General features: G+C 67.7%; 10 protein-coding genes. 8 read left to right on the forward strand and 2 right to left on the reverse strand.

From position 1 onward, the window contains the following. Positions 1-636, forward strand: a 636-nt coding sequence (locus IN820_RS22725) for a di-heme oxidoredictase family protein (RefSeq protein ID WP_328822115.1), incomplete at its 5' end; no start/stop codon positions are given. Between the two features lie 75 nt (positions 637-711). Here the strand turns inward: IN820_RS22725 and IN820_RS18685 are convergent. Both IN820_RS18685 and IN820_RS18690 read right to left on the reverse strand, forming a co-directional pair. Further along, positions 712-1575 (reverse strand): tungsten ABC transporter permease, encoded by an 864-nt coding sequence (locus IN820_RS18685; RefSeq protein WP_193682392.1) that lies wholly within the window; start codon positions 1573-1575, stop codon positions 712-714. A gap of 13 nt (positions 1576-1588) precedes the next feature. Further along, positions 1589-3823 carry a TonB-dependent receptor gene (locus IN820_RS18690; RefSeq protein ID WP_193682393.1) on the reverse strand — a complete coding sequence of 745 codons (2235 nt, stop codon included), beginning with the start codon at positions 3821-3823 and terminating at the stop codon, positions 1589-1591. Between the two features lie 1026 nt (positions 3824-4849). Here IN820_RS18690 and IN820_RS18695 point away from each other — a divergent pair. The 7 genes from IN820_RS18695 to IN820_RS18725 all read left to right on the forward strand — a co-directional run bounded on the left by IN820_RS18695 (position 4850) and on the right by IN820_RS18725 (position 18127). Then, entirely contained in the window at positions 4850-5842 is a 993-nt protein-coding gene (locus IN820_RS18695) for an ABC transporter substrate-binding protein (protein WP_193682394.1), read from the forward strand. A gap of 46 nt (positions 5843-5888) precedes the next feature. Further along, positions 5889-6956 carry a FecCD family ABC transporter permease gene (locus tag IN820_RS18700; RefSeq protein ID WP_193682395.1) on the forward strand — a complete coding sequence of 356 codons (1068 nt, stop codon included), beginning with the start codon at positions 5889-5891 and terminating at the stop codon, positions 6954-6956. Next, the gene (locus IN820_RS18705) at positions 6953-7735 is read left to right on the forward strand and encodes an ABC transporter ATP-binding protein (RefSeq protein WP_193682396.1); all 783 of its coding nucleotides are present in this window, start codon (positions 6953-6955) and stop codon (positions 7733-7735) included. The genes IN820_RS18700 and IN820_RS18705 overlap by 4 nt, the downstream gene beginning before the upstream one ends. 409 nt (positions 7736-8144) lie before the next feature. Beyond that, positions 8145-8438 carry a hypothetical protein gene (locus IN820_RS18710; RefSeq protein ID WP_193682397.1) on the forward strand — a complete coding sequence of 98 codons (294 nt, stop codon included), beginning with the start codon at positions 8145-8147 and terminating at the stop codon, positions 8436-8438. Beyond that, positions 8435-10108 carry a ShlB/FhaC/HecB family hemolysin secretion/activation protein gene (locus tag IN820_RS18715; RefSeq protein ID WP_193682398.1) on the forward strand — a complete coding sequence of 558 codons (1674 nt, stop codon included), beginning with the start codon at positions 8435-8437 and terminating at the stop codon, positions 10106-10108. Before IN820_RS18710 ends, IN820_RS18715 begins: the two co-directional genes overlap by 4 nt. A 138-nt stretch (positions 10109-10246) precedes the next feature. Then, the gene (locus IN820_RS18720) at positions 10247-17212 is read left to right on the forward strand and encodes a two-partner secretion domain-containing protein (RefSeq protein WP_193682399.1); all 6966 of its coding nucleotides are present in this window, start codon (positions 10247-10249) and stop codon (positions 17210-17212) included. Positions 17213-17284: 72 nt separating this feature from the next. Further along, a complete protein-coding gene (locus IN820_RS18725; RefSeq protein ID WP_193682400.1) occupies positions 17285-18127 on the forward strand; it encodes a substrate-binding domain-containing protein in 843 nt (280 codons plus the stop codon). Positions 18128-18557 lie beyond the last annotated feature (430 nt).

Below are 18557 nucleotides of genomic sequence, written 5' to 3' on the forward strand. Positions count from 1 at the left end.
GGCCGCTTCGGCTTCAAGAGCAACAACGCCAGCCTGCTCGACCAGATCGCCGCGGCCATGGCCGGCGACCTGGGCCTGACCTCGCGGGCCTATCCGGCGCAACCCTGCATGCCTGCCCAGACGGCCTGCCGGGAGGCGCCCGCTGGCGGCGACCCGGAACTGAGCGAGGCCCAGCTGCAGACCATCGCCTTCTACCTGGCGCACCTGCAGCCACCGGCCAGGCGCGATCCCGACTCGCCTGGCGTGCGGCGCGGCGAACGCCACTTCCATGCCCTGGGCTGCGCCGCCTGCCACCGCCCGCAGTTGCGCACCGCCGCGGACGCCGCCTCGCCCCTGCTACGCGATCGGCTGTTCGAGCCCTATACCGACCTGCTGCTGCACGACATGGGCGAGGGCCTGGCCGACGGCCGCCCGGATCACCTGGCCGGCCCACGCGACTGGCGCACCGCGCCGCTATGGGGGATCGGGCAGGTACAGGCCGGGAACGCCGCCGGCTTTCTCCACGACGGCCGCGCCCGCAGCCTGGCCGAAGCCATTCTCTGGCATGGCGGCGAGGCGCAGGCGGCACGGGATCGCTATGCCGCGCTGCCAAGGACGGCACGTGACGACCTGCACGGTTTTCTCGGCTCGCTGTGAGAGCCCGGCCTGACGGCAGGAGGGCCGGGCACGGCCAGCCCGAAAGGCGACTGGCAGGTCTTGTCCCGGCGGGCATCAGTCAGACTTCTCGCCTGTGATCACTGGCAGACCATTCGACACGCCGTAGATCCAAGGGCCGTCGGCCGCGTGGTCGGCCTCCGCCAAGGTCGCCTGGCCGGCCGGCGAAACCAGGTAATCGACCAACCGCGCCGCCTGCGCACGGGCCTCGGCACCCGCGGGATGAGCCGTGCCAGGCTCCAGGGTGACGAAGGCCCGGCGCAGCAGCGGATCACCACCGAACAGGCGCACAATACCCTCCCCGGCCAGGCGGCCACGAGCCAGCGGGATGGCGCCAACCACCACGTAGGCATGCTGGCGCGAGGCCTGCCCCAGGATCGCATGATGGTCGCGGGTCTCATCGACCAGCAGCCAGTCGGGCGAAGGCATGACGCCCGCCTTGCCGATCAGCCGCTGCACACCCTCGTGGCTGCCGGGGTCGCGAAAGGCCACCAGGCGGGTGTCGCTCCCGGCGATACGCCGCAACGCATCGACCGCGTCGCGGGCCTCGCGCACGCCAGCCGGATCGTCGGCCGGGCCGGCGATCACATGCTCGTTGTAGCCCCAGGGCAGCACCCGCCCACCCAGCCCACGGGCCTGCAGGGCAAAGGTCTCGCTGCCGCCGTGAATCACCAGCAGGTCGGCGCGTCCCTCGGCGAAGGCCGGCACCACATGGGCTTTGGGCCCCATCGACACCACTTCGATCGACTCGCCAGTGGCGGCCTCAAGACGCGGCTGGAGCTGCGCCCAGACACCGCTGAGCATGATTCCGCCCACCACCGCCACCCGCAGTGGCTCGGCGGCCTGGGCACCCAACGCCAGGCAGGCCAGCGGCACCGTCAGTAACCAGTGCCAGGACCGCTTGTTTTTCAGTTCGCTCATGGCCACCCCCTCCTCAGAATTCGAACGAGAACTTGCCCACCAGGGTGCGCGGCGGTCCCGGGTAGAAGGTGCTGCCGTTGCTGGTCTCGTTGGCGTTGTTGAAGCCGATGTAGCGCTTGTCGAACAGGTTGATCACCGCCAGGCTGGTGGTGAACTGGCCATGCCGCGACTTCAGCCGATGAGTCAGATCCAGGTTGGCCACTGCGTAGCCCCCCATGCGCTGGGTATGCTCGATGTCGGCGTAGCGATTGCCCATGTAATGGACCACCGGAGTGAGGGTAAACCTGCCGAAGCGCCACGCCGCGCCAAGCGTCGCCATGCGCGCGGGCACATCGGGCAGGCGCTCGCCCTCCACCTCACGCACGTCGCCCACCCCCACCAGCAAGTCATCGTCGAACTGCGAGCGCATGAAGCTCAGGTTGCCGAACATGTCCAGGTCGGGCCGCAACTGCCAGCCGCCGGCCAGGGTCAGGCCAAGCTGGTGGGCCTTGCCGATGTTCTGGGTGTAGGACGCGTTATAGGCCGGGTCGTAGATGTCCACGCCCTTGTTGCGGTAGCGGGTGTAGTAGAGCACCGGCTCGAAGTAGCCGCGGGAGAAACTGAAGCGCGCGGCCAGATCCAGGGTATCGCCGATCTCCATCTCGCTCGCGTTCCACAGCGCTTGCTTGGAAAGCCCGGCGACCGGCGGCTTCTGAAAAGCATCGAAGGCCGGACTACCGACGTTGCGTCCCAGCGCGGCGCGCAGCTCCAGGCGCTCGCTCACCTCGTAGCGCAGGCCGAGATAGGGTGCCCACTCGCGGATGGTGGTGCTCTGCACGCTGCGCGCATCGACCACGCCGGAGGACTGGTCGATGGCGTCGTCGAAGTCCTCGGCGGTCACCCCGGCGGTGTCGTAGTAGTCGATCGAGGGCAGCACATCGCGCACGTAGCGCACCCCGCCCTTGACCTCCAGCGGGCCGAAGCGGCGCTCGGCGGTGGCGAACAGGTTGTGCATCTCGTGGCGGTCGGTGACCTTCGCCAGCAGCGCCCAGTTGTTGAAGGTCAGACCACCCGAGGCATCGGGCCGATAGTGCCTCCAGGCGTTCGGCGGCCCCGGCGGCTCCATGGACACCAGGGCGTAGCCGAACTTGAGCCCCGTCTCGCCCCAGCGGGTGTGCAACTCGCTGCTCGCGCCGTAGGTGGTGTGATCGATGTCCCAGCGACGCACGAAGTTGCCATTGGGGTAGAGGTAGTAGCCTTCTTCCTTGCTGTAGAAGGGCTTGAGGACCAGTTGGGTATGCTCGCCCAGCCGATAGCTGATCTCCGAGAGGAAAGCGCTGGTCTCGAAGGACTGGCGGTTATACCCCTGCCAGTTGGCCCAGGCGGCGGCGGTGGTGCCGCTGGGATAGCGGTCGTAGTCGATGTCGTCGTAGCGGGACGCGTGCCGTGCCTCTTCATAGGTAAGGCCCTTGTAGTTGTCACCGACCATCTCGTTGTGCGCGACGAACAGCTTGGCCTGCAACCGACCGAAGTCCTGGCTGAGCCCGAAGGCGAAGGTCTCATGACGCTCGGGCGAGTCGCCATGACCACGCCACTTCTGCGCCGAGGTCGAGGAGCCCGAGAGGAACATCGCCGTGCCAGTCGGCAGTCGCCCGCTGTCCAGGCGGGCGAAGGTACGGCTGAAGTCGTTCTCGCCAGCCCCCACCGAAACCTTGCCGCCGAATTCGGCCTTGGGCCAGAGGATGCGGGTATCGAGCTGGCCGACGGTGTCATACAGCGAGAAGCGGTCGGGCGCGATCGGCCCCTGCGCCAACGACACACTGTCGATGTTCTCCGCGTCCAGCAGAAACAGATATCCCGGGCCGGGGCCGGGGCCGTTCAGCGGCACCCCCTCCACCGTGCCGTTGGCCCCATGCGAAGCGATCTCCCCCCGTACCCGCAAGCCCTTATTGCCCCCCTGCATGTTGACCAGGCCATAGGCGTCGACCAGTTGCATCTGCACACCTGGCAGCCGTGACACCAGCGAGTAGGCATTGCCGCCGCCAGCGGCCCCGAACAGGGCAACCTCCTCGGCATCCAGCCGGTACACGGTCGAGGCCTCCTCGCGCTCGCTGGCGAAGGCATCGACCGGCCCGTCCTGCGTCTCACCGATGATCACCATCGGCGCCAGGACCACCTCCTCGGCACCGGCCAGCGATGCCATCAGCCCACTGGCGAGCGCCAGGGCGGCGCCCAGCATCGGTGCCGCCTTCCTATTGCCGTACTCCATGAATCCCTCCCAGGTCATAAACAGGGCGCATCGACGCGCCCGAATCGTCGCAACGGGCGAACGATCCCGACGGCACGCGCCCATGGGGACACGCCCGGGTTAATCCGCCGTGGCGACGTTGCAGATCTCCAGCCTCCGGCCATCGCTACCCGGCCAGCCGCCGAGCGACATCAGTCGGAAGAAGCCGATGGGCGTCGGCGCTCAGTGAATCCGGCGATGGAGCCCGTCACGCCGCTGGCCGGGCCTTGTCGCGAAGCTGACGATGTCACGCGCCAATTTTCTATATTGTTTTAAATATAACGATGGACGACCGTAACCGAGCCCGTCGACCAGAACATCTTCAAGCCATTGAAATCAAAATGAACAAGTTGAGAAAAAAGGCTGGTCGAACACGTCTTCGCCTTCTTTCCAATATATGACTGGCAATAACGATGCCATGGAAGCGTCGGAATACAGCACGGCGTTGCGTCGTACCGATCGACCCCGGTGCCACCTGCTCAGCGAACCGCCTGACCGCGCCTGAGCGCGCCGACAGACGAAATACGCCGTGCGCCAGGAAGATGTCACACCCGTCCCTTGTGAAGGCACCTGGCCGGCGCCCTTGTCGATTTTGCGACGTCTCAATATGACAATTCATATAGAAATGTCGTGAACTCAACCCTTTAAATTCATGACAGTTACTCATTACCTATCGCAATTGCGATATTGAAAAAACCCCGCCAGCGCGGCGGACTGGCCCTTTGCGGTCAAGGCACGCGCAAGCCCACGCAGGATTTTCCCGACATGGCATTGTGCTTGCTGGCCGATGATCGACAGCGGCGATAGCCGATCGCTGCCTTCGGAGCACTAGCAATGAGAGCCGAGCACCGCCCCCCACTCCCCAACTCCGCGCCACGCCATCCCCAGGTCGCACCGCCCCCGCGCAACCATGGCGGGCGCTTCACCCTTCCACGCTGGCTCCCCCTTTGCCTGGGGGTCGCCGCGCTACTGTCGCCCCTGGCCGCATCGGCTCGCCAAGTCACCGACATGATCGGACGCCAGATCGAGGTTCCCGAGAATATCGAACGGGTGTTGAGTACCTCACCGCCCTTGGCCGCCCTGCTGTACAGCCTGGCCCCGGAAAAGCTCGTCGGCCTCAATCTGCCATTGCGCCCCGGTGACGAGCGCTATCTGCCGGCGTCCCTGCAGGAGCTGCCACTGGTCGGCAGCGTGCTTGGCCACGGCCGCGCGCTCAATTCCGAAACGGTGCTGCAATTGCGCCCCGACGTGGCCCTGGCTTGGAGCGGCGAGACCATCGGCTCCAGCGATGTGGAGCAGGTGATTCGCCAGTTCGAGAAAACCGGCGTGCCCGTGCTCTTCGTCGACCTGGACAACCTCGCGCAGTGGCCCGCCGCCTTCGAGATGCTCGGCGAACTGCTCGGCCGCCAGGCACGCGCGGCGGCGCTGGCCAATGAAATACGCAAGGCCCTGGAGGAGGTAGCGCTGGCCGTCGACGCGGTCCCCGAAGCCCAGCGGCCCCGCGTGTATTACGCCCAGGGGCCGGACGGGCTGGCCACCGAGTGTCACAACTCCTTCCATGTCGAACCCATCGCCCTGGCGGGCGGCCATAACGTGCATCGCTGCGCGCCGAGCTCGGTCATGGGCATGGAAAAGGTCAGCCTGGAGCAGGTACTGGCCTATGACCCCGAGTTCATCGTGGTACAGGACCCCGTCTTTCTCTCCCGCCTCGACAAGGAAGGAGGCGCCTGGCGCAACGTCAGAGCGGTGCGCGAAGGCAAGATACTGACGGTGCCGCGCACGCCGCTCAACTGGCTGGACCGGCCACCGTCATTCATGCGCGCCCTGGGCATCCGATGGCTCGCCGGGCAATTCCACCCGCAGCGCTTCCAGTTCCATCCACGGCGAACCACTCGGGAATTCTACCGGCTGTTCTTCGGCGTGACGCCGGGCGAGGACGATCTCGACAGCCTGCTTGCGACCCGGGTGGCGCTGCCCGGCGACCAGCATTCGCATCGATGAGCTTCGCCGCCCCGCCGACGCCTCGCCCTCTCGCCTGGATATCCGGATGACCCATCCTCTCGCCCAACCGTCCCCCACGCACACCGCCGGCGCGCCGCGCCGCGGTGCATTCGCGCTGCTGCCGGCGCTCGCCCTGCTGCTTGGCGCCGTGACCCTGGTCGCCCTCGGCTCGGGCCGCTACCCGCTGAACGCGACGGATGTGCTGCGCTTTTTCGCCAGCGCCGCAGGCGCACCCTCGCTCGATCCCGAGCGCCATGACCTGCTGTACAACCTGCTGGTGGAAATCCGCCTGCCGCGGGTGCTCGCCGCGATCCTGGTGGGCGCCGCCCTGGCCGTGTCCGGCGCCGCCTTCCAGGGTGTGTTCCGCAACCCGCTGGTGTCGCCCAACCTGCTCGGCGTGCTTTCCGGCGCCGCGTTCGGCGCCGCCGCCGGCATGCTGCTCGGCGGCAGCTGGCTGCTGGTGCAGGTCAGCGCCTTCGCCTGCGGCCTGGCCGCGGTGGCGATCGCCGTGACGATCGCCCGTACCTTCGGCCAGGGTTCGCTGATCATGCTGATCCTCGGCGGCATCGTCTCCGGCGCGCTGTTCGCCGCCCTGCTGTCGCTCGTCAAGTACGTCGCCGACCCCTACAACGAGCTGCCGGCGATCATCATCTGGCTGATGGGAAGCCTGGCCTCCGTGCATATCCGCGACGTTCTCTGGGTATCGCTGCCCATGGGCCTGGCGATTGTCGCGCTGTGCGCCGCCGGACGCTGGCTGGACGCCCTGGCGATGGGCGACGACGAGGCGCGCAGCCTCGGCGTACCGGTCGGCACGGTGCGCTACATGGTCATCGGCTGCGCCACCCTGCTCGGCGCGTTGACCGTCTCGCTGGCCGGCATGATCGGCTGGGTCGGGCTGATCGTGCCGCATGTCGCCAGGCTGCTCTGCGGCCCCGGCCATGCCCTGCTGCTGCCCGCCTCGGCGCTGCTCGGGGCGAGTTTCCTGCTGGCCGCCGACCTGCTCGCACGCAGCCTGACCGGCAGCGAAATCCCCATCGGCATCGTCACCGAGCTGCTCGGCATCCCGGTATTCCTGCTGGTGCTGCACCGGGCGCGCAACGGGTGGGGACGATGACGCGGGGCCAGGGCGTCCTGCGCGGCCACGGACTGCTGCTGCGCCGCGCCCAGCGCAGGATACTCGACGGCGTCGACCTGGCTCTGGCGCCCGGCGAAATCCTTGCTCTGCTCGGCGCCAACGGCGCCGGCAAGACCACCCTGCTGCGCTGCCTGCTCGGCCTGCTGAAGCCCCACGGCGGCACCGTCAGCCTGGATGGCACATCGCTCGCCACATTGTCGCGACGCGCCCTGGCCCGGCGCATCGCCTATGTGCCGCAGGCCCACGTGGCGCCGTTTCCCTACAGCGTACGCGAGGTGGTCGGTCTCGGCCGTCTGCCTCACCACGGCCCCTTCGCCGCACCCGGCGCAGCCGACCGCGAAGCGGTGGAGACGGCGATAGCCCAGCTTGGCATCGGCGCGCTGGCCGGGCGCCCCTACACCGAACTGTCCGGCGGCGAGCGCCAGTTGACCCTGATCGCCCGCGCACTGGCCCAGGGCGCGCGCATCCTGATCATGGACGAACCGGTGAGCGGCCTCGACTTCGGCCACCAGATGCGCCTGCTGGCATGCCTCGAACGCCTCGCCGCCGACGGCTACGGCATCCTCAAGACCACCCACCACCCGGACCACGCACTGGCCTGCGCCAGCCGCGTCGCCCTGCTGCAGGAAGGCCGCATAGTGGCCGACGGCACGCCGACCGAGGTGCTGACAACGGATGCGATCCGCCGCCTCTACCGGGTGGAAGTGGAAATCCTTCGCTCACCCGCAGGCCGCAGCGCCTTCGTGCCCGCCGGCTGAGGCGGGGCCCTGCGAACCCTGACGGCCGGACCGGACGGGCTGCAATTCACCCCTCATTGAAAGCGAACGAGCCTCTGTCGCCTTTGCGACACGGCCTGCCTGCCGTCACGTTTTTGTAGCTATTCGACTACATAAAAAACACACCCCACGCAACGCCTGTCCGTCAGGCCAATTCGACGGCCATTTTTATTCACCTGAAAACAATTACTTATTTACATAAATAGTCAATTCCCCGCGACGCGTGCTTGCCTTGGCCGTAATGGCACATGGCTTGCCCTATGTAGATGGATAAATAACAAAACAATGCCCACGGGCAATTGTCATCGTGCGAAGCACATCGGTGGACGCACGGACCGGAGCCAGAGCCGTATCCGGTATGGCGGACCAAGCAACTTGGAGCGAATCGACCATGAAGACCACAACAGGCGCCCTTGCGCTGATTCTCGCCGCGCTCGGCACAGGCCCCGCGCAGGCGCAGGACGACCCGGGGCAGCACGCGCAGCAGCCGCCCACCAGCGGGCAACTGCTCCGGGATATCCAACAGCAGGAGCTGGCCAGGACCCTGAGCGACAGGGTCGCCCGGATGCAACCTGAGCCAGACCAACCCTATGAAGTGATAGACGGCGGCATGCCGCTGCCACCCGAGCTTTGCCAGCAGTCTCCCCAGGATTGCCAGCCAACGGCCGAGGAACATCGTCAATGAAAAAAGCAGTCGGAGCATTTTCCCTTTCGGTCCTCGCCACCGCCCTGATCGGCCTCGCCTCGCCCGCCAGCGCACAGATCGCCCCGGACGCCGGCCAGTCCCTGCGCGACCTGCAACGGCCCCCGCCGCTGCCCTCGGAGCGCACCCTGGACCTGCAACTGCCGGACGACGGCGCCGCCGAGCAAAGCGCCCCGTCCGGCGGCCCCGCCGTGCAGGTCGAGGGCTTCACCCTCAGCGGCAACCACAGCCTGCCCGGCGACGAGCTGCTGGCGCTGCTGGCCGACCTGCGCGGCCAGGAGCTCGGCCTGGGCGATCTGGAGAACGCCGCTGCGCGCATCACCCACCACTACCGTGCCCAGGGTTATCCGCTGGCGCGCGCCTACGTGCCGGCGCAGACCATCCGCGACGGCCTGGTGGAGATCGCCATCCTCGAAGGCCGCTACGGGCGCATCGACGTGGACAAGCAGGATGCCCGCCTGCACGACCTCGCCCTGGCGCCGCTGCAACGCCTGGAGCCCGGCGACCCGGTACGCGCCGCAGCCCTGGAGCGCGCCCTGCTGCTGCTCGACGAACGTGCCGGCGCCACCACCCGCGCCACCCTGCGCCCCGGCGACGAGACCGGTGCCACCAACCTGCTGGTGGGCCTGGAGCCAACGCCCCTGCTGACCGGCAGCCTGGAGTACGACAACGGCGGCAACCGCTTCACCGGTGCCGACCGCCTGGGCGCCAGCCTCGGCGTCAACAGCCCGCTGGCCCTCGGCGACCGCCTGGACCTGCGCCTGCTGGGCACCCGCGAGAAGCAGTACTACTACCTGGCCAGCTACCAGTTGCCGCTGGGCCCCTGGGGCACCAGCCTGGGCGCCAGCTACTCCTACATGGAGTACGAGCTGGGCAAGGACTTCCAGGACCTGGACGCCTACGGCACTGCCCATACCGGCAGCGTCTTCGTCAACCAGCCGCTGATCGTCAGCCGCCCGTTCTGGCTGAACGCCCGGCTGCAGTACGACAACAAGCGTCTGAAGGACGAGATCGACCTGTTCGACACCGAAAGCCGCAAGCGTTCGGAGGTCGTCACCTTCGCCCTGGAAGGCAACGCCCGCGACGACCTGTTCGGCGGCGGCCTCACCAGTTTTTCCCTGGGCTGGAGCCACGGCGACCTGTCCCTGCGCAGCCCGTACGACCGCGTCATCGACGATCTCACTGCGCGCACCGAGGGCGACTTCGACGTACTGCGCCCGACCCTGGTCCGCCTGCAGCGCCTGACCGACCGCTTCAGCCTGCTCCTGCGCCTGCGCGGCCAGTGGGCCGACGGCAACCTGGACGGCTCGGAGAAGTTCGGCCTGGGCGGCGCCTACGGCGTGCGCGCCTACCCCCAGGGCGAGGCCCAGGGCGACGAGGGCTGGCTCGGCAACCTGGAGCTGCGCTACGCCCTCACGCCGAACTGGCAGCTGTCCACCTTCGCCGACCACGGTCGCATCCGCGTCAGCAAGGACCCCTGGGACGACGGCGACAACCACCGCCGCCTCAGCGCCACCGGCATCGGCGTCGCCTGGGCCAGCGAGCACTGGCGGCTCGACGCCAGCGCCGCCTGGCGCCTGGGCAATGCCGCCCCCGAGAGCGACACGCACAAGGCACCCAGGCTCTGGGTATCGGCCGCCTGGCTGTTCTAGGCGCCCATGGGAGGAGCCTGTAGGAGCGGGCCATGCCCGCGAACTCCGCTCACGGACAAACGAAGCGACCGAAACGACCAGCACCGAAAAAACCAGCCAACACCAAGAGAGCCCAGCCAACACGAGGCCAGACACGCCATGAATCGCATCTACCGCACCGTCTTCAACCGCAGCCTGGGCGTTTTCCAGGTCGCCGCCGAAGGAACCCGCAGTCGCAGCAAGGCCGGGCGGACCGCCGGCCTGGTGGGCACCCTGCTGCTGGGCGCCGGCCCGGCCCTCGCCGCCGACCTGCCCACCGGCGGGCAGATCGTCCACGGCAACGGCACCATCGGCAGCGCCGGCAACGCCATGGTCATCGACCAGGCCAGCCACAAGCTGATCACGAACTGGCAGAGCTTCGATATCGGCGAAGGCCACAGCGTCACCTTCAACCAGCCGAACGCCTCCGCCGTGGCGCTGAACCGGGTGCTGGGCAGCGACGGCTCGAAGATCATGGGCACGCTCGAGGCCAACGGCCAGGTATTCCTGGTCAACCCCAACGGCGTGCTGTTCGGCCAGAATGCCCAGGTCAGCGTCGGCGGCCTGGTCGCCTCCACCCTGGACATCGCCGACCAGGACTTCCTGGCGGGCGACTACCGCTTCCAGGGCAACGGCGACAACGCCGCCGTGACCAACCTCGGCCATATCCAGGCGGCCGATGGTGGCGCCGTGGCCCTGCTCGGCGGCAGGGTCAGCAATGAAGGGATCATCGTCGCCAACCTGGGCACGGTGGCGCTGGCCGCCGGCGACGCCATCACCCTCGACTTCGCCGGCGACGGCCTGCTCAGCGTGGAGATCGACCAGGGCCTGAAGGACGCCCTGGTGCACAACGGCCAGTTGATCGAAGCCGACGGCGGCCGCGTGATCCTCAGCGCCCGCGCCGCCGAGACCCTGGTGCAGAACCTGGTCAACCAGCAGGGCATCGTCCGCGCCCGCAGCCTGGAGAACCGGGGCGGCGAGATCGTGCTGAACGGCGGCGCCAGCGGCACCGTCCTGGTCGCCGGCACTCTGGACGCCAGCAGCGAGACCGGCAACGGCGGCAGCATCCAGGTCACCGGCGAGACCATCGCCCTCGAAGGCGCCAGCCTGGACGTTTCAGGCGCCACGGGCGGCGGCAGCATCGAGGTCGGAGGTGGCTACCAGGGCGGCGGCCCGCTGGCCCATGCCGAGCGGGTGAGCGTGGATGCCGGCAGCACACTGAAGGCGGACGCCAGCGGCACGGGTGACGGCGGCAGCATCGTCGTCTGGTCGGACGGCGAGACCACGGCCCAGGGCCGCTTCTCCGCCCGCGGCGGCGCCGAGGGCGGCGACGGCGGCCTGGTCGAGACCAGCGGCAAGCAGCTCGAGCTCACCGGCATCGCCGTCGACACCCGCGCGCCAGCCGGGGAAACCGGCACCTGGCTGATCGACCCGGACGGTTTCACCGTGGGCGAGGGCGGCGACATGACCGGCGCGGCCCTCACCACGGCGCTGCAAAGCAGCAACGTCGAGATCCGGTCCACCGACGGCAGCGGCGAGGGCGGCGATATCGACATCGACGATGCGGTGAACTGGTCGCAGAACACCCTGACCCTGAGCGCCACCAACAACATCAACGTCAACGACGTGATGACCGCCACTGGCGAGGCGGGCTTCGTCGCCAATTACGGCACGGGAACCGATGCCGACGGCGTGCCCTACGGTCTGTACATGGCCCAGGGGGCACGGGAGTTCGTCGGGCGTATCGACTTCTCCGGCAGCGGCACGGTTACGCTGAACGGCACGCAACACACCGTCATCAGCGACGCCGCCGGGCTGGCGGCGATCCAGGCGGACGGCCACTACGTGCTGGGCGCCGACCTCGGCGACTTCCGGGACCAGTCCATCGCCAGTTTCTCCGGCAACCTCAATGGCTTCGGCCATACGCTGGCCTACTTCAACAACGGCAACAATACCGGCCAGGCCAGCGGCCTGTTCGGCACCCTGGAGGCCTCCGCCCTGGTGTCCAACTTGGGCATAACCAGCGGCCTCATCAACGGCTCGGCGGATGGCCAGGCGGTCGGTAGCCTGGCCAACGTCAACCATGGCCGCATCGCCAACAGTTACACTGCCAACACCATAAACGCCACCAACGCCCCCACCGTCGGTGGGCTGGTGGGCGTCAACCATGGGCTGATCGCCAACGCCAGCAAATTCAGCAACATCACCCTGGGCGCGGGCACCACAGTCGCGGGCCTCTTCGTCGGCAGCAACGCAGAGGACGGGCGCATCCTCGGCGGTTCCGCCGTGGACTATGGGATCAGCAGCTCCACCAGTTCCCTTGGCCTGCGGCTCGATGCGACCAACGTCAGCGGAGCCGAGCCCATCTACCTCGGCGGCTTCGTCGGCAGCAACGCGGGCAGCATCGAAAAATCCTATACCAATGGTTACGTCTTTGGGGGCACACTCTCCTCTGCTCCCTATATTGCTGCCAACACCAGGGCCGGTGGCTTCGCCGGGCTGAATACCGGCAGCATCGACCAGTCCTACGCCTACAAGACGGTCGCCACCAGTTCGACACGAACGCTCCACTACGCCAATGACAAGGTTGCCGGCTTCGTCTACGACAACTACGGCGCCATCACCAATGCCTATGCCTGGCGGACCCTGAGCGGCAATGCCAGAAACAGCGCCGGCTTCGTCTACAACAACCACGGCACCATCGAGAACGCCTACGCCTGGTGGGGCGCGCCGGGAACGGAGGGCCTGGCCACGACGGTGCGCTGCGGTTTCGTCTGCACCAACGAAGGAGGGCTGACCGACGTCTACTGGAGCGTGGATCGGACCAGCCTGCGCGGCACCTACCAGGACCAGACGGCAGGCGTCACCGAAATCGCCGGCGACGCGGCCGCCTACCTGGCGAGCTATGCAGGCTTCGACCCGACCATCTGGACCAGCGCCTACGGCGGCTTCCCCATGCTCGCCAGCCTCTCCACCCTCTATGTCGGCAGTGGCACAGCAACCACCTACGGCACCGTCTCGGCAAGCTCCATCGGCAGCCTCTACGTCTACGGCCTCCAGGCCGGGGATACCGCCAGCGCGGTGCTGTACGTGGACGATGAGGCCCTCGACTGGGGCTACCTGGACGCGGGAACCTATGATGCCGCCGCCACCCTGGCTTCGCGCTCCGGCGCCTATGAGCTGCTGGGGACCTTCAGCGTTTCGCCGTTGCAGCTCTCTTTCCAGAACAATACCTTCCTGAACAAGGAATACGACGGCACCGCCACCGCCGTCTTCAACTCGGCCCTGCAGAACGGTGGCCTGGGACTGAATCTCTTTGACAACTCGCTCGTCGGCGAACAGACACTCGATGTCAGCTGGACAGCCGCCTACGCCAGCGAAAACGTGCAGCGCAACGCGTCGGGTGCCGTCACCTACAACCAGGTGCTGGTCACGGATATCCTGATCGCGGACGGCGAGAACGGTGGCAAGGCCTCCAACTACTACTTCAATGGCGATACCTGGAGTCAGAACTCGACTATCGCGCCCAAGGCCCTGGAGGCTTCCGACCTGGCCGCGGTCGCCAACGGCAAGGTCTACGACGGCTCCGCCAGCACCACAGCGAGCATCACCTCGACCAACTACATCGCCCTGGGCGATATCGCCAAGGGCAGCCTGGGCTTCGCCTACGACGCCGCCCTGTTCGACGACGCCAACGCCGCCAGCGGCAAGACGGTCACCGTCTCCGGGCTCGGCCTCACCGGCGCGGGGGCCGGCAACTACAGCCTCGCCACCGACAGCCTGACCACCAGCGCCGCCATCGCCCCGCGCGCCGTGACCCTCACCGGCACTAGCAGCGATACCGGCACCCAGCAGGTCGGCGCCGATTCCCTGGCCCTGGGCAACCTGGTCGCCGGCGACAGCGTGGGCCTCAGCGGCAGCGCCAGCCTGCAGAGCCGGAACCTGGGCAGCAACGCCCTGGACATCGGCAACCTGGCTCTCGACAACCCCAACTACACCCTGGTCGGCGCGGTCACCAGCTTCACCCTGGGCGACTTCTCCCGCACCGTCATATCCGCCAGCGACGGCGTGAGCTTCGACCAGCCGAACGACCCGACCCGTATCACCACCACCCAGGACAAGTCGCGCATCGACTGGCAGACCTTCTCCATCAACCAGGGCGAGACCGTCGAGTTCGTCCAGCCGGGCAGCCAGTCCATCGTCCTCAACCGGGTGCTGGGCAGCAACCCGACCCTGATCGCCGGTGCCCTGCAGTCCAATGGCCGGGTCTTTATCCTCAACCCCAACGGCGTGCTGATCGCCCTGGGCGGCAGCGTCGCCGTCGGCGGCCTGCTGGCCAGCACCCTGGCGATCGGCGACGACGACTTCGACAACGACAGGTTCCTGTTCACCGCCGCGGGCGGCGACGGCTCGGTGGTCAATGAGGGCGATATTGTTATCGTCGATGGCGGCTTCCTGGCCCTGGCCAGCGGCAACGGCGTCAGCTCCACCGGCAGCGTCAGCGCGTCCGGCGGCAAGGTCCTGCTGGCCGCCGCCGACAGCCTGACGCTGGAATTGAACCCGGCCGGCCCCGGCCTGGCCGGCTATGCCCTCGACGCCCTGCATGGCACCACCACGGTGAGTGGCCGCGTGGACGTCTCCGCCGCGAATGGCGGCGGGCTGATCGAGACGGCAGGCCAGCAGTTGGTCGTCGACGAAACCGCCCTGGACACCGGCGCCAGCGGCACCTGGTCGCTCAGCCTGCCGGGTATCGCCATTGGCGGCGATGAGGCCAGCCACGGCGTCGCCTTCGTCGAAGAGCAACTGGCCAAGCGCAGCCTCGCCCTCAACGCCGTGGGTGGCGACCTGACCCTGGGCGAGGACCTGGCCTGGGTCGACGACACCACCCTGGGCCTGGGCGCCAGCGGCACCATCCGCGTCAACGCCCGCCTCGCCGCCAGCGGCGAACGGGCCGGGCTGGTCATCGACGGCGACTACCTGATCGACAGCGCCCGCCTGGACTACGACGGCAACCCCACCGGCCACGCCGGCGCCGGCATCACCCTGGGCGGCGCCAACGCCCGCCTGGTCATCGACGGTAACGACTATGTACTGCTGCGCGATATGGCCGATTTCGCCGGCCTCGACGGCAGCGGCCACTACGCCCTGGCCCGGGATATCGACGCCTCGCTTGCCGGCACCTACGCCGGTGCGCTGCTTCCCAGCCTGTCCGGCACCCTGGCCGGGCTCGGCAACGTCATCGACCGACTGAGCATCGACGCCGGCCACGACAGCAGCAATGTCGGCCTGGTCGGCGAGGCCACCCCCGGCAGCGTGATCCGCGATATCGGCCTGAGCAACGCCAGCGTCGCCGGCGCGCTCCAGGTGGGCACCCTGCTGGGCTACGGCGACGGCGTGCAGATCGAGAACGCCTGGGCCAGCGGCGAGGTCAACGGCCATACGCAAATGAGCGGCAACCTGGAGTATGGCAGCGGCGCCATGGGCGGCCTGATCGGCTATCTGCTCAACGCCACCGTGGACCGGGCCCATGCCGATGTGAAAGTGACCGGCGTCTACGGCGAATGGGGCTCGGCCGGAACCCTGGGCGGGCTGGTCGGCGGGGTGGTGGCCAGCACCCTCACCCACGTCTACGCCACCGGCGACGTCACCGGCACCAGTTCCATCGGTGGCCTGATCGGCGGCATGGGCGGCACCGGCAGCGAGGCCCAGGGCGCCACCACCCGGCTGGAATACGCCTGGGCCAGCGGTAATGTCTATGGTGTGCCCGGCGCTCGGGTGGACTCCTCTCAGAGCACGGCGGACGTGGATGCGAGCCCTGCCAGGTCGGTGGGCGGCCTGGTCGGTACCGTAGGCGCCCAGTACGGCAACGTCGTCCTGGAGACCGTGCGGGCCACCGGCGACGTGCTGGGCAGCTACGCAGTAGGCGGCCTGGTCGGCTCCGCCACCAGCAGTACCGGCCCCACTACTACCCAGCGCGGCTACGCAGTCACTATAAATAACGCCGAAGCCCGCGGCAATATCACCGCCTACGACAACTCCATCAACAACAGCCCCTTCATCCATTCGACAGGCGGACGCCTCGGCGGGCTGGTCGGGGACCTCTCCGGCGGCGGCACGGTCAGCAACTCCTCGGCCTCCGGCGATATCGACGTCGGCGAGGGCCTCTACAGCGACGTCGGCGGTCTGGTCGGCTACAACGATCGCGGCGGCGATATTTCCAACTCGTCGGCGACCGGGAGCGTGAGGGGGACCAGTAATGTGGGCGGCCTGGTCGGGCGCAACTACGGCAACATCACGGGCTCATGGGCGACCGGGAATGTTTTTGCATCCACGGCGAGGGCCGGGGGGCTGGCCGGGTGGAACCTTGGGCTGATCGAGCGCTCCTGGGCGTCCGGCAATGTCGAGGGATGGAGCGGCACCGGTGGGTTGGTAGGAACCAATAACGAGAGCGGGGTCATCCGAGACTCCCACGCCTATGGCGACGTTTCGACCCAGGAGCGCGAGGGTGTGGATGGCGGGACCGTGCAGGGCTCCAACACAGGCGGAGTGGCCGGCACGAATGGAGGACTCATCGAGGACTCCACGGCCTCGGGGGACGTCAATGGCGCCGGCCGGAGCGGAACTCTCGTGGGATACAACCTCGGAACCCTCAGCCGCTCCACGGCCACCGGTAGCCTGGAGACCAATGGCTGGGAATCCGGTGGGGGAGTCGGCGAAAACACAGGCACCATCATCGACAGCAACTGGGCGCCACCCTCCGGAGGGGAGGGCAACCCGCCGCCCGGCCAGGATGGCGAGGAACCCACCCGGGACCTGCCCACCGAGGTGCCTGCCGCGGCCTACCAGGCTGCTGTCCAGACCGCGCAGCAGTCCGCACCCCGCATAGCTTTCGACGGTAACAGTAATCCGTCCCTGGAGCTGATCGCGGCCCGCCACGAGGGCAGCGGCAGCGCCCACGGCGGCCAGGGCCAGGCCGAAGGCTCGACCAGCTTTTCCACCAATATCCAGACCATCCAGGTGGATGGCGTGCTCTATCGCCTGGACGACGAGGATTGCGCGGGCGGGGACTGCCCTGCCGCGCAGTAACCAGGGCCGGAAGGCCCCGATAACGGCCCGCCGGCAGGCGGGCCTCATTTAGTGAAGAGAAGGAGTTCAGTCATGACAATTGTAAAAGTAGGCGCCGCGCCCTTGTTGGCCAGATCTTTCGGCTACCTCGACGATTCGGTGTCACCGCCCGAATGGGTTGAGGGGCCGGTGATCGATGCCTACAAGTTGGCCAACCCATCAGCCAGTGGCGATGAGTTCCATGTCACCAGTAGCCTACCGTCCGGCATGCTGCGCAACCAGATCGTGAACGGCCTGCAAGCCTCCCCCTCGACTTATCCCTACACTCTGTTCCTCTCCGCCGACATGCAGTTTCCGGAGGCTATCGCGGAGGATTATGGCCCAGATGGCACGGGCCAAACCTCCTATGCGGCGGTCTTCTCCCAGGGGCGGCTGATCCATGTTTCAGGCGCCGTAACACCGCCTGCCAGCATCGACCTAACCAATATCGACCCGGCGGTTTTCGCAGCCAACTACACCACCGTCGGCGTCTGCGAGCCCAGCATGGGCCCCTACGGCGTGGCTGGCGAGCAGGCGTTGGAGGAGTTCTATGGCATCGACACCGCCGCCGCCTACGCGGCCGGCAAACTCAAGTATTTCTCGCCGATCGAGGCGGTGAACGAGGCTGTGGACCTCGGCGGCGGGGTCACCGGTGGTGTGCAGTCGGGCTTTATCCCCAGCGCCCTTCACTACTCGGGCACCGGTGTCCTGGCGCTTCCGAGTGGCTGGACCTACCGGGGCTTCATAGGCGAAGACTACGACCTGCACGATCAGGGCGCCTTGGTCATTTACGACCCGGGCGACACCGATGCCAGCGATGCCGCCCAGGCATTGCTGGACTGGCTGGCCACCCCGGCCGGCCAGGCCGCACTGGCGCTCTGGGGGTTGAGCTTCTGAGGTTCCACCCTCCCGCCCCTAGGGGCGGGAGGGCCATATGCCTATATGGAAAAAGCGGGAGCCCCGGTTTTTCGGCATTTCGTCCTCGGTGGGGTGGCGATGCGGCAGAGGCCGCGGCCGTTTTTCCATCGGTCTGATCAACGCTTGAAATGAATCGCTTATGAACACGACAGCCCCGTAGGGCGGGTGAAACCCGCGCGGTCATTGCACGTGGCCGGCCTCGCAACGGCGGGTTGCAACCCGCCCTACGCCTGTCGCTGCTGCCGGAAGTTCGCACGGCGAATTTTCGCCTGGACGGCCCTCTACCGACACCACCCGATCAGCCCGAAAACACCTGCTCAAGCCCTTCGGCGAACAATACCCGCTCGGCCCAGGCGGCCAACTCGGCTTCGCTGGCGGTCTGCAGCCCCGTAGGGCGGGTGAAACCCGC

This window comes from Pseudomonas lopnurensis (assembly GCF_015070855.1).
GTDB lineage: Bacteria > Pseudomonadota > Gammaproteobacteria > Pseudomonadales > Pseudomonadaceae > Stutzerimonas > Stutzerimonas lopnurensis.

Excerpts from the sequence above, each read along its gene's own strand:
- IN820_RS18685 (WP_193682392.1), bottom strand. The coding sequence starts at position 1,575 with ATGAGCGAACTGAAAAACAAGCGGTCCTGGCACTGGTTACTGACGGTG.
- IN820_RS18690 (WP_193682393.1), bottom strand. The coding sequence starts at position 3,823 with ATGGAGTACGGCAATAGGAAGGCGGCACCGATGCTGGGCGCCGCCCTG.
- IN820_RS18695 (WP_193682394.1), top strand. The coding sequence starts at position 4,850 with ATGATCGGACGCCAGATCGAGGTTCCCGAGAATATCGAACGGGTGTTG.
- IN820_RS18700 (WP_193682395.1), top strand. The coding sequence starts at position 5,889 with ATGACCCATCCTCTCGCCCAACCGTCCCCCACGCACACCGCCGGCGCG.
- IN820_RS18705 (WP_193682396.1), top strand. The coding sequence starts at position 6,953 with ATGACGCGGGGCCAGGGCGTCCTGCGCGGCCACGGACTGCTGCTGCGC.
- IN820_RS18710 (WP_193682397.1), top strand. The coding sequence starts at position 8,145 with ATGAAGACCACAACAGGCGCCCTTGCGCTGATTCTCGCCGCGCTCGGC.
- IN820_RS18715 (WP_193682398.1), top strand. The coding sequence starts at position 8,435 with ATGAAAAAAGCAGTCGGAGCATTTTCCCTTTCGGTCCTCGCCACCGCC.
- IN820_RS18720 (WP_193682399.1), top strand. The coding sequence starts at position 10,247 with ATGAATCGCATCTACCGCACCGTCTTCAACCGCAGCCTGGGCGTTTTC.
- IN820_RS18725 (WP_193682400.1), top strand. The coding sequence starts at position 17,285 with ATGACAATTGTAAAAGTAGGCGCCGCGCCCTTGTTGGCCAGATCTTTC.